Here is a 12,305-nt window from a genome sequence, read left to right on the forward strand (position 1 = left end):
GGGGGCTTGATGCCGGTACAGCCACCGATCACGGCCGAGGGTGCAACAGGCGCCCGGCACGGGCGGGGTATCCGTCCCTCAATGCTCGCCGCCCGAGGCCTCGTGCGTCACCCGCGCCCACCAGTCACTCACGTCTCGGAACACCAGCACGGCGCCGACGATATTGGCATTGACGTCGCGCAGCGGCATGCTCGACTCCTGGATCACCAGGCTGAGGCCAAATTTGTTGAGCAACACGCTGCGGCGCTGCAGCGCGCCATCCAGGGTGGTGCCGTCGAGTATGGGCTGCGGCAGCGGTTCGGACGGCAGGCCGGTGTCTTCATCCACGGTCTGGAAAATGCGGCTGAGCGGACGGCCCAGCGCTTCTTCGGGCTGCCAGCCGATCAGCGCCGAGGCCACCGGGTTGAGGTATTCGATCTTGCCGGCCATGTCGGTGGTGATCACGCCATCGCCGATCGAGTCGAGAATGGATTCGATGCGCTGTTTCTCGCTGCGCACCATCAGTTCGGCAGCGCGGATGGCGGTCACGTCATGGCCGACGCCGCGATAGCCGATGAACACGCCCTGCTCGTCAAAAATCGGCTTGCCCGATACGCTGACCAGGATGGGGGTGCGGCCCAGCTCCAGCAGGTAGCAGAAATCCTGGAAGGGCTGGTGCTGCGCCACACGCTGGCGGAAATCAAACCATTCCTGCTCCGAAATGCCGCCCTGCCCCAGATCCCAGCGTGTCTTGCCCAGCAGGCGGTTGGCATCCACGCCCAGCCGGCGCAAAAAAGAACCGGAAATGAAGGTAAAGCGGTATTGCGCGTCTTGCTCCCAGAACCAGCCGTTGGCCAGCTCGATCAGGTCGGTAAAGCGTGCGTCGTTGGTTTTGGCCTGCACTTCCAGCCGGTGGTGGCCGCTGACGTCGTGCGCGAACAGCGCACTGCCGTCGGGCCGCTCGTTGCTGTCCTGCAGCGGCACGATGCGCAAGTCGTAATGGCGCTGCTCGCCACCCGGTTCGTGCAGCTGGCCTTCCAGCATCAGCGGCTTGTCGGTGCTGGCGAGCTCGGCCGAGGTGAACAGCGGCTCGGTATGCCCCAGCAAAGGCCGGTTTTGTGCGGCAAACGCTTCACGTGCGGCGCGGTTGGCATAAACGATGCGGCCGTGCACGTCGCGACTGACGATGACATCCTGTGCCGCTTCGGCCACCTGCACCAGCCGGCGCTGCAGGTTTTGCTGCGCGCGCAGGTCTTCGGTGATTTCGTCGGCGATGCTCAGCGCCATGTCGCGCGCGTTGCGCTGCCGTTGCAGTATGACGCCCACGCCCAGCGCCAGGCCAATGCCCAGCAGCCACAACATGCGCCAGATGCCCATGTAGCGATCGGCATAAATGCCCTGCTCACTGCCCAGCGCCAGTCGCCACTGGCGGCCGGGCAGGTCGATCAGCTCGGTGGCGGTATAGCGTGCCGCCGCTGGCGCGAGGTCGCCCGGCGGATACAGGCGCAGCGCCCCGTCGGCGCTGTTGTGGCCCAGAAAACGCCCTTGGTCCCACAATGCCAGTTGCACTTGCTCGCGCAGCTTCGGGTCTACCCATGACACCACGTCGGCCACGCGAAAGACCACGCCTATGGTGCCAATAAAGGCACGCCGGCGTGCCGCCACCGATGCCAGCGGCTGGTCGGGCTGATAAACCGGATAGCGCAGCACATAGCCCAGCGACTGCTCGGGCAGGCCCACCAGCATATAGGGGCGCGTCATCACGCCCTGGTTGTAGTCGCGCGCGTATTCGATGGCCTCGCGGCTGGCGGGCAGCGAGCCGACATCAAGGCCAAAATATTGCGTGGTGGCATTGTTCACCGGATAGACATAATCGGTGATGTAGAGCATGTCGCCAGCCGGGTTGGCTGGCGTCAGCCGAAACGGCGGATAACGTGAGCCGGCCAGCGTGGGCTGCACGCGTGCTTCAAAGCCGGCCAGATCGGCGCGCGGCACCGCCCGCACGAAGGACATGGTGACAAAGCCGGGGTAACGCTGTTCGACATTGAGCTGGTTGAGCAACTGGCCGAACTGCTGGCGATCCAGATTGGGGTTGGCGGCAAACGCCCCCTGCAGGCCACGCAACAGCTCGGCCTGCAGTCGCAGCCGCCCTTCCAGCTGTTGCGCCACCACATGTGCGCGGGCATCCAGCACCTGTTGCAGGTCGCGGCGGATTTCGCCGGCCAGCCAGAGGTGCAGCAGGCCGGTCAGCAGCACACCGGCCAGCAAGCAGAGCCACAAAGCCTGGTAGTTGCGCCAGTGGCTCTTGAGCTTCATTTCAGCTCATCCACCACGGCCAGCAGCGCCTGCAGCACCGAGGCGCCGAACTGGCGCGAACGCTCGCCATTCCAGCCTACCGCCGGCAGCGGTGCATCGGCGGTGTCCTTGAACGGCATTTCGATGGTGTAGGCCAGGCAGCCAAAGGCATCGCCCACCCAGTTGGTAGCCAAGGTGAGCGTTTCGGGGCCGAACTGGCTGGCGCCGTAGCCGTGCTTGGTCTGAAAATCGGGGCTGGCAGCCAGCCACGCGGCCTTGAAGGCATCTTGCAGGCCCTGCTGGCGGGCCGAGAACGAAGGGTTGTCCTCGCAACCGGCCACGAAATTGTGCGGGATGGATTCATCGCCGTGCACATCCAGAAAGGCATCGACGCCGCTGTGCAGCATCTGCTGGCGCACCAGGTACACCTCGGGGCTGCGCGCCAGGCTGGGGTTCTGCCATTCGCGGTTGAGGTTGGCGCCGGCCGCATTGGTGCGCAGGTTGCCGCGCACGCTGCCGTCCGGGTTCATATTGGGCACGATGTAGAACACCGCCTTGCCCAGCAACGCGCGGCCGACGGCGTTGCAGTCGTCCACCAGTGCTTCGATCAGCCCTTCGACGAACCATTCGGCCATGGTTTCGCCCGGGTGCTGGCGGGCGGTGATCCAGACGATTTTCTTGCCTGCACCGTCCACGCCGATCTTGAGCGCATCCAGATCGCGCCCGTCCAGCGTCTGGCCCAGTGGCAGCAATTGCACCCACGGCGACAGCTCGAGCGCGCCGCCGATCAGCTGCTGGTGGCGCTCCCACGAATAGGGCTCGAAATAGGCGTACCACACCGCGTCGTGCTCGGGCGTATGGCGGATGGTGTAGGTCTGGCCATCGAACTCGCCCGGCACGCGGAACCAGTGCTCGCGGTCGTACGAGGCGACGGCGTTGTAATCGTGCCAGCCGCCCGGATAGGCGCTCTGGCCGGCATTCTCGAAATGCAGCACCGCGTCCCTGTCCTTGGCGCCGCTCAGGCGAAAGTGGAACCACTGCGCGAAGTCGCTGGCGTTGTCGGCGCGCAGCCTGAGGCGCACGTTGCCGATATCGCTGGCATCGATCACCTCGATGGCACCCGAATCGAACACGGAGGAAATGGTGGGCATGGCCTTACTCGGTTTCAAAGGGGTAACGCAGGCCCAAACCGGCACGGGCCGCGTCGATCAGTTGAATCATGGCACGAGAATGCGCATGTGTAAGCAGATTACTTTCAGTGCGCCCTTCACGGATCAAATCACAGAAGTGCGCGGTCTCGTAATTGAGGCCGCTGCCCTCGAACGGCGCATCGATCTCGACCTTGCGGCCATCGCGGTAATGCACCACTGCGTGCAGCGGGTTCCACCATTTTTCGCGGATCACCACGTGGCCGCCGCTGGCGCCGATCATCGCGTCGCCGCTGCCCGAGGTATCCAGCCCGCAATAGAGCTGGGCGATGCCGGTGGCGTGCTGGCTCTGGATGCTGGCAAAGGTATCGACGCCGCTGCTGCCGATGCGGCCCAGGGTTTGCACATCAAGCGCCGGCCCCAGCCAGTCCACCGCCAGAAAGGCGGCATAAATGCCGATATCGAGCAGGCTGCCGCCGGCCAGGGCCGGGTTGAGCACCGCATGGCCGGGGGGCACGCCGGCGCTGGCAAAACCGGCACGCACAAAGCGCACCTTGCCGATGGGGTCGGCCGCCAGTTGCTCGCGCAGGCGCTCGAACAGCGGGTAGAACGGCGGCTTCATCGCCTCCATGAACAGCTTGCCGCTGGCTTTGGCGGCAGCCAGCACCTCGTCCAGCTCGCGCAGCGACACGGCGGCAGGCTTTTCGCACAGCACGTGCTTGCCGGCGGCCAGCGCCTGCACGGTCAGCGGCGCGTGGCTGGTGTGCGGCGTGGCGATGTAGACCGCGTCGATATCGCTGGCCAGCAGCGCCTCGTAGTCCTCGCACACGTGCGCGCCGTATTCGGTGGCAAAGGCATGTGCCTTGATGCGGTTGCGGTTCCACACCTGCGCCAGCTCGGCGCCGGGCACGTGCTGCAGGCCCTGCGCAAAGCGCCGCGCGATATTGCCGGTGCCGACGATGCCAAAACGGATGGCCTGCATGCTCAGACCTTTTCGAAGCGCACGACAGCCAGACTGCCGCGCAGATTGGGCAGCACGGTGATTTCGTGCCCTTCATTGAGCACCACGCGGCCGGTGTTGCGCATGCCCAGCTTGCCCAGCAGGCCATCGAAATCGTACAGCGTGCAGAAGTGGATATTGGGCGTGTTGTACCACTGGTAAGGAATGGTCTCGGACACCGGCATGCGGCCGATCATGATCTGCCAGCGGTTTTCCCAGTAACCGAAGTTGGGGAAGGTAACGAGGCCGGTGCGCCCCACGCGCAGCATTTCGCGCAGGATGCCCTCGACATTGTGCATGGCCTGGATGGTGAGCGAGAGCACCACGAAGTCGAACGAGCCATCCTCGAACTGGGTCAGCCCCGATTCAAGGTCGCTGTGGATGACGTTGATGCCTTTCTCGACGCAGGCAGTTACCGAGTCGACGTCGATTTCCACGCCATAGTTGCGCGTGTGCTTGTGGCGGGCCAGCCAGGCCAGCAGTTCGCCATCGCCGCAGCCGAGGTCGAGCACCGAGGCATCGGGGGTGATCCAGTCGGCAATGCGTTGCAGGTCGGGACGGAGCGGACGGGTGCTCATGCGTTCACCTCCGCAGCAATGCGGTTCAGGTAGGCACGCATGATGTTGTGGTAGGGCGGGTCTTCCATCAAAAAGGCATCGTGGCCGTGTGCAGATTCGATTTCGGCATAGGTCACGTCACGCTTGGCATCGAGCAGCGCCTTGACGATCTCGCGCGAGCGCTCGGGCGAGAAACGCCAGTCGGAGGTGAACGACACCACCAGGAATTTGGCATGCGCCTCGCGCAGTGCCGCCACCAGATCGCCGCCGTAGAAGCGGCCGGGGTCGAAATAGTCGAGTGCCTTGGTCATCAGCAGATAGGTGTTGGCGTCGAAGTAATCCGAGAACTTGTCGCCCTGATAGCGCAGGTAGGATTCGATCTCGAATTCGACATCGAAGCCGTATTTGTATTCGCCCGAGCGCAGCATGCGGCCGAATTTCTCGCCCATGCCGTCGTCGCTCAGGTAGGTGATGTGGCCCAGCATGCGCGCCAGCCGCAGCCCGCGCCGGGGCACCACGCCGTGCTGGTAATAGTCGCCGCCGTGAAAATCCGGGTCGGTCAGGATGGCCTGGCGCGCCACGTCGTTGAAGGCGATGTTCTGCGCGGTGAGCTTGGGCGCCGAGGCAATCACCAGCGCATGGCGCACGCGCTCGGGGTGGGTGATGGTCCAGCGCAGCGCCTGCATGCCGCCCAGGCTGCCACCGACCACGGCCGCAAACTGGCGGATGCCGAAATGATCGGCCAGCCGCACCTGCGTTTCTACCCAGTCGCGCACCAGCACCAGCGGAAAGGTCGAGCCAAAGGGCTGGCCGGTATCCGGATTGATGGTCGACGGCCCGGTGCTGCCATGGCAGCCGCCCAGATTGTTCACGCCGATCACGAAGAAGCGGTTGGTATCGATGGGCTTGCCGGGGCCGATCATGGTGTCCCACCAGCCGGGCGCCTTGTCGTCCTCGCGGTGCTTGCCGGCCACGTGGTGATGGCCGGACAGTGCATGACAGATCAGGATGGCATTGGACCGGGCGGCGTTCAGTTCGCCATAGGTTTCCACCATCAGGTCGTAGCGCGGCAAGGTCACGCCCGACGACAGCGTGATCGGGGTTTCAAAAGCGATTTTCTGCGGGGTGACGATACCGACTGATTGCGTCATGCCGTGCGGCGTTCCATCAAAGCGTAATGTGATATTAGAACCTGTTTGCGGCCTGGCTGCCAGGGTTTGCGCGGGGCATGCGCATGGTCAAAAGCCGCAAGCCGCGTGCACACCAGGGGCATGCCGGTTCGGGGACATGACAAAGCGCTCATCCGTGCTACCGACAAGCGACAGCAGGGGCCGGGCCGCGGCATCCAGCCACCGCAGGGCGCAACAAGCGCCACCGACGAGCGACAGCGAGGCTCCCTCGCGGCGGCGAGGGCGGGGGGCGTGGAATCAAACAGGGGAGCACCGCTGTTGCGCCATCCGCAGCCGGTCAGCGCCCGGCTTGGCCGGGTGCTTGATGCCGGTTATCCCCCAATCAATGAGCGCGTGTGCTGGTAGGCGCTCAGCCCGCAAGCGGCTCCCAAAACACCACCAGCGTGGCGGCGCAAATGCTGCGGCGCATTACGCTGCGCTAATGCGCCCTGCGCGGGCTGACGAGCGACAGCGAGAGCACGGCATCAAGCAACCGTAGGGTGCAACAAGCGCAGCGCGTTGCGCCGCAAGCGGCACCAAAGACGCCTTCAGCGTGACGGCGTAAATGCTGACGAGCGACAGCGAGGTTCCCTCACGGCAGCCGAGGGCGGGGGGGCGTGGAATCAAACAGGGGAGCGCCGCTGTTGCGCCATCCGCAGCCGCTTAGCGCCCGGCTTGGCCGGGTGCTTGATGCCGGTTATCCCCCAATCAACGAGAGCGTGTGCTGCTAGGCACTCAAATCAGACCAAGCGCAGTCCGGGCGGCTTGTTGCACATCAAATTGCGCAGCGGCCGGCCCGGTGGCCAAGAGGCCGGCGTGGCGGGTGTGGTGCGGCGCCCAGGTGTGCAGGTTGCGCGCCTCGGCATACAGCGCCAGCACCGGCAGCTGCAAGGCCGAGGCAATGTGTAGCCAGGCGGTGTCAGTGCTGATCAACAAGTCCGCCTTGCGCACCTGTGCGGCGGCTTCGGCAATGCTGCCGTAGGCAGGCAATGCTTCGGCCCCGCTGGCGGCGGCCAGTTGCAGGGTACGCTCGCGCTGGCCGGGGGCGTCGAGCAGATACAAGCGGCAATCGGGCCGCTGCTGGCGCAGCGCAGCCAGCAGCGCCACGGCGGCCGTGTGCTGCAAGGTCTTGTCGGCGGTGCTGCCATAACAGTTGAGGATGATGCGCGGGCCATCACCCGGCTCATCCAGCGCGCCGGCCGCCACGGCAGGGGCGACGAAGTCATAGCGCATATCGTCGGCCTGCACGCCCAGCCGCTGCAGGATGCTGCGGTATTTGTCGGTGATGTGGCCGGCATAGGCGCCGTGCTCGAGCGACAGATCGAACAACGGCCAGTGCGCCTTGAAAAACCCCAGGTTGTGCCGCGCCCCGATCAGCTTGATCAGGCTGAGCGTGGTGCTGGAATCGTGCTCTTCCAGCGTGATGGCCAGATCGTAGCGGCGCGCGCGCAACTGGCGCAGCAGGCCCAGCGTGCGCGCCGGTTTCTTGGTATAGCCATACACATGATGCACGGCCGGGTTGTGCTGCAGGATGGCGGCGCAGGCCGGGCGGGTGAGCACATCGACCTCGGCGCCGGCCTGCTGCAGATTGCGCAGCAGGCTGGTGGCCACCATCAGGTCGCCGATCTTGTTGTCGACCTGCACCAGCAGCACGCGGCGCAGGCTGGCAAGATCAAACGGGCGTGCCGGGCGCGGGCGGCCCAGCCAGTAACGCAGCAGGCCGTTCATTGGTTCATCGCATCCAGCGCGGCGCGGGCATCGGCCGGCCATTTGTCTTCCAGCGCGATCAGGTTGGCGCGGTCGGCAAACGGCGGGTAGCCGGCCTTGAAGGTGAGGCGGATGTAGTGATGGATAAACACGTCGAGGCAGATGGCCAGCGGCTTGATGTCGCCCACCTCGGCCGCGCGCTGGCGCGTGCGCAGGTAGAGATCGAAATCGGCCGCCTGCACACGTTCGTCCCACAGGCCGACCTTGTCCAGCGCATCGCGGTGCAGCATGACGGTATTGCCGACGAAGCCTTGCTTGGTCTGGCCGGCAAAGCGCTGCTGGCGATCGCGGCAAAACGCTTCCCAGTTGCCATACATCAGCGTGTGCATCAGCTTGAGCGAGCGCTTGCCGGTGCTGAAGGCGCCGAGCACGTTCTTGATCTTCTGCCAGCGGCGTTTCAGGCGCTTGGTGGCGGCGGCGTTCTCGATCTGCTCGATGCCGCACACGGTGGCGGCCAGCAGGCCGTTCTGCTGCATGCTGGCGATCAAGCGCGCGTCCCAGTCGGGCGACACGATGATGTCGTTGTTGAGGAAAGCCAGCCAGTCATGCTTTGCCACCGCAATGCCGATGTTCTGGCTCTTGGGGTAGGAGTAATTGACGCCGTTGCGGATCACCGTGGCGCCGACCGATTCGAAAAACTCGGCGCTGCCGTCGGTCGAACCGTTATCGACGATGACGAGCTGGAAGGGATTGCGCGTATAGCGTTGCAAGCTCTCCCAGAACAGCTCGTTCACGGCGCGCTGGTTGTAGACGGCGGTGATGATGCTGATCATGCCTTTGCCGCCTCCGGCTCGCGGCTGAGCCAGCGGCCGGCCGTCAGCGCGCAGCCCAGCAGCACATAGGGCGTGCCGGTCACGTTGTCGGTAAAGAAGGAATTGGCCACCGTCGATGATGCGTAGCACAGGCACAGCGTCCAGCCCACCCAGCGCTCGGGCGCGGGCAAGCGGTAGGCCTGCACCGCCAGCGTGCCCTGCATGAACAAGAGCAGCAGCACGCCGCCGATGCCCAGCTCGGCCCACAGCCACAGGTAATCGCTGTGCGGGTTGGCGCGGGCAAATTCGCCCTTGTATTGCTGCGTCAGCTCGCGGTACTGCTTTTCATAGCTGCCGGTGCCGTGCCCCAGCCACGGCGCCTGCTTGATCAGGATGACGGCGTGCTGCCAGAAATAGAAACGCAGGCCGACCGAGGTCTCGGCATTGCCTTGCTGGTATTGGCTCACGTCCACCTGCACGCGCTCGATCCCCTTGCGGATCACGTTGGAACCGAAATACAGCGCCGGCAAGGCGATGGCGAGGCCGGCCAGTGCAAAGATCACGCCGCGGCGGCCCTGCCACATCACCACCAGCGCAGCCAGCAGCAGCAGCAGGATGCCCTGCGCGGTGCGGCCGCTGACAAAGAACAGGATATCGACCACGCAGACGACGAATACCAGCGCACTGACCTTGCGCCACGCCGGCGGAATGCGCCCGGCCAGCCAGAAGGCGAGAATGCCGCAGGCCACCAGCGCCAGAAAGGTGTTGTGGTAGGTATGCGTCTGGAACACCGTGTAGTCCCCCGGCATGCCCTTCATCACCGGGTGCTGCGCCAGCCCCGATGCGATGGACACCACGGCGCTGAGCAGCGCAGCAGCGGTAAAGCCGCCCAGCAGCGCCTGCCGTGCAGCACGCGTGCTGCAGGCGGCAAAAATCAGCGGCGCCAGCAGATAGGGCCGCATCTTGCCAAGCATGTGCACACCGGCGGTGGCGGGTTCAGCCGTCCACAGCATGCCCAGCACGAACATGGCATACAGCGCCAGGCAGCCAATCACGAAGGGCTGGCGGAAGGCCTGCACCAGATGGCTGCGCCCTTGCGGGGTGTAGAGCATGGCCAGCGCGGCCAGCACCACCAGACCGGTACCGATATTGATCAGTGCGGTCGAGAGCGGAATGGCCACGCCGGCGATCAGCGCCGGGATGACCAGCGGCAGGTTTTGGCGACTGAAAAGTTGATTCATGGACGAGATACCAGGGTGTAGTGTTTTTTGGTGAGGTCGAGGCCGCCCAGCAGCCGCTCCAGCTTCATCATCCAGCGGTGCCGGCGCTCGCGCTTGCTCGGCCGGTAGGCCGGATCGGCCTTGAACGCCGGCTCGGCATACTCGGCCAGCCAGGCCTGCACGCCTTGCGGATGTGTGCCGGTGAAGGGCTGCAGGATGCTGGCGTCGATCTGGCTGTAATCATGGGCCTTGGGCTGGTGGTTCCAGTAGCGCGATACCTGGCGGATTTTTTCCTGCATTTTTTCGGCCGAGCGCACATGGCCGTAGTGATAGATGGGGCAACCCGCCAAGGCGGCACGCGGATAACGGCCGCGCTTGTTTTCCTCCATCACCACCCAGAACAGGCCATCGGGCGCCCACGAGCGGATGCTGTTGCGGATCACCCGCGGCGCGCGGCGATACCAGGCCGGGCTTTTGGCCACCAGATCGGGGCAGCCGTAAAAGTGGTGATAGTCGAACACCAACGCTTCAACTTCCAGATCGTCGACATGGCGTTCGAGCGCAGCGCGAATTTTGGGCGCGTCGTCCTCGTGGATGACCTCGTCGCCCTCCAGATAAAACGCCCAGTCGCCGCTGCAATTGAACTGCGCAATCATTTTCTGCTGCGCATACACATAGCCGCGATCACGCATGGCCTCGTTCCACACCGTCTCGATCACGTGGATGCGCGGGTCAGCAATGCCGCGCACGCGCGCCAGCGTATCGTCATCCGACTGGCCCACGGCCACAAAGACCTCATCACAGACCAGCAGCAGGCTGCGCAGGCTCTCGATATAGGGGTAGCCCAGCAGGGTGCCGTTACGCAGGAAGGTAAAACCGCTGACTTTCATCGCTTGGGGAAATCCTGTGGTGCTGGCTTGCAGCAGGTGGAACAATCGGGCGATTATAGCAGCCCCCTTTTGTATGCCTCGTCTAAGGAATACCCTTGAGGAGGCCAAGCCGAGCCTTTGCGGCAAATAATCATGGGCTCCCCATGTGCGCTGCCCGTACTTTACCTAGCCGTTCCACCCTGCCGGAGCTGTCAGCATGCCCACCCTCGGCGTCGCCCTCATTACCAAGAACGCCGCAGCGCACCTCGCCGAATGCCTGCACAGCGTGGCCTTTGCCGACCGCGTGGTGGTGCTCGACTCGGGCAGCAGCGACGACACGCTGGCCATTGCCGCCGCGCACGGCGCACAGATCGGCAGCACCGCCGACTGGCCCGGCTTTGGCCCGCAGAAAAACCGCGCGCTGGCGCTGCTCGACACCGACTGGATCCTGGCGCTGGACGCCGACGAAGTCGTCACCCCCGAACTGGCCGCAGCGATCCGCGCCGCCGTTACCGCCGACAATGGCCCGGTGCACACCTTGCGCCGCCGCTCCAGCTTTTGCGGCCAATGGATACGCCACAGCGGCTGGTATCCCGACGACGTGCCGCGTTTGTTCAAGCGCGGCAGCGCCCGCTACAGCGACGATCTGGTGCACGAACGCCTGCTGTTCGACGGCACAGCGCCGATGCTGGCCGGCGAGCTGCTGCACTATTCCTACGACAGTTACGAGCAGGTGCTGGCCAAGATCAACCAGTACTCCACCGCCGGCGCGCAGCAGCGCATGGCGCGCGGCAAATCATCCGGCGTGGCCAAGGCCGCATTGCGCGGCGGCTGGGCCTTCTTTCGCACCTATGTGCTCAAGCGCGGTTTTCTGGATGGCGGTGCGGGCTTTGCCATTGCGGTGATGAATGCCGAGACGACGTATTACCGGTTTTTGAAGTTGGGGTGGCTGCAGCGGCAGGGGTAATGGTTTGGCAGTTGCCTGCCAGGCCAGCAGCCCGCCGCAGGGTGCAATAAGCAAGGCAAATTGCGCCACATGCGCTATGCCCAACACGGTTGCTACGGCGCATTACGCATACGCTAATGCGCCCTACTCGCTGAAGGCCATCTGGTTAGCGCCCGTGGCGCGGTGTTTCAGGGCGGGAGTGCGTCCCGCATGCCGCCTCCCTTTTCTTGTCCCGCCAAGAAAAGGAAGCAAAAGAATGCGGCCCTACTTACGCGCCACTTGGCTACGCCAAGCGGTGCCCTGCGCTGCGCGCCAATCCCGGCGGGGCGGTAACTCGGCCCTGCGGGCCTCAAACATCCCTCCCCTTCACCCGGGCTTGGCTGTGCTGCTCGGCGCTTCAGAAGGGACTAGTGTGGTTTGCGACTTGCCGTGGCAAATCGAGATGACTGCGGAATATTGAGTTGAACTTCAATGTGCAGCGTTGCCGGGCTGCTTGCGACGGAGCCCCTTCCCCTTCTGAAGCGCTGAGCAGCGCAGCACGACGCGGGGTAGTCGGGAATCGCATGTTTGAGGCCCACAGGGCCGAGTTCGATTCCCGCCGCG

10 protein-coding genes are annotated in these 12,305 nt (G+C 64.6%); 1 reads left to right on the top strand and 9 read right to left on the bottom strand.

The annotated features are described in order from the left end of the window. Positions 1–78: 78 nt before the first annotated feature. The 9 genes from B9A19_RS14130 to B9A19_RS14170 form a co-directional block, all read right to left on the bottom strand. Positions 79–2,295 carry a CHASE domain-containing protein gene (locus B9A19_RS14130; RefSeq protein ID WP_084091452.1) on the bottom strand — a complete coding sequence of 739 codons (2,217 nt, stop codon included), beginning with the start codon at positions 2,293–2,295 and terminating at the stop codon, positions 79–81. Further along, positions 2,292–3,425 (bottom strand): M14 family metallopeptidase, encoded by a 1,134-nt coding sequence (locus B9A19_RS14135; RefSeq protein WP_084091453.1) that lies wholly within the window; start codon positions 3,423–3,425, stop codon positions 2,292–2,294. The genes B9A19_RS14130 and B9A19_RS14135 overlap by 4 nt, the downstream gene beginning before the upstream one ends. Positions 3,426–3,429: 4 nt before the next feature. After that, the gene (locus B9A19_RS14140; RefSeq protein WP_084091454.1) at positions 3,430–4,404 is read right to left on the bottom strand and encodes a Gfo/Idh/MocA family protein; all 975 of its coding nucleotides are present in this window, start codon (positions 4,402–4,404) and stop codon (positions 3,430–3,432) included. Between the two features lie 2 nt (positions 4,405–4,406). After that, a complete protein-coding gene (gene metW, locus B9A19_RS14145) occupies positions 4,407–5,000 on the bottom strand; it encodes a methionine biosynthesis protein MetW (protein ID WP_084091455.1) in 594 nt (197 codons plus the stop codon). Beyond that, a complete protein-coding gene (metX, locus tag B9A19_RS14150; RefSeq protein WP_084091456.1) occupies positions 4,997–6,130 on the bottom strand; it encodes a homoserine O-succinyltransferase MetX in 1,134 nt (377 codons plus the stop codon). Before metX ends, metW begins: the two co-directional genes overlap by 4 nt. A 753-nt stretch (positions 6,131–6,883) precedes the next feature. Next, complete coding sequence (locus B9A19_RS14155; protein ID WP_176216945.1) at positions 6,884–7,876, bottom strand: glycosyltransferase family 9 protein; 993 nt, start codon at positions 7,874–7,876, stop codon at positions 6,884–6,886. Beyond that, positions 7,873–8,688, bottom strand: a complete 816-nt coding sequence (locus tag B9A19_RS14160) for a glycosyltransferase family 2 protein (protein WP_084091458.1) — start codon at positions 8,686–8,688, stop codon at positions 7,873–7,875. The genes B9A19_RS14155 and B9A19_RS14160 overlap by 4 nt, the downstream gene beginning before the upstream one ends. Further along, positions 8,685–9,908, bottom strand: a complete 1,224-nt coding sequence (locus tag B9A19_RS14165; RefSeq protein ID WP_084091459.1) for an O-antigen ligase family protein — start codon at positions 9,906–9,908, stop codon at positions 8,685–8,687. Before B9A19_RS14165 ends, B9A19_RS14160 begins: the two co-directional genes overlap by 4 nt. Continuing rightward, on the bottom strand, positions 9,905–10,777 hold the full coding sequence (locus B9A19_RS14170) for a glycosyltransferase family 2 protein (RefSeq protein WP_084091460.1): 873 nt from the start codon (positions 10,775–10,777) through the stop codon (positions 9,905–9,907). Before B9A19_RS14170 ends, B9A19_RS14165 begins: the two co-directional genes overlap by 4 nt. A gap of 196 nt (positions 10,778–10,973) precedes the next feature. Here B9A19_RS14170 and B9A19_RS14175 point away from each other — a divergent pair, with 196 nt between their 5' ends. Beyond that, complete coding sequence (locus tag B9A19_RS14175) at positions 10,974–11,723, top strand: glycosyltransferase family 2 protein (RefSeq protein WP_084091461.1); 750 nt, start codon at positions 10,974–10,976, stop codon at positions 11,721–11,723. The last annotated feature ends 582 nt before the right edge of the window (positions 11,724–12,305 follow it).

Origin of the sequence: Andreprevotia lacus DSM 23236 (assembly GCF_900176275.1) — a bacterium.
Taxonomy (GTDB): domain Bacteria; phylum Pseudomonadota; class Gammaproteobacteria; order Burkholderiales; family Chitinibacteraceae; genus Andreprevotia; species Andreprevotia lacus.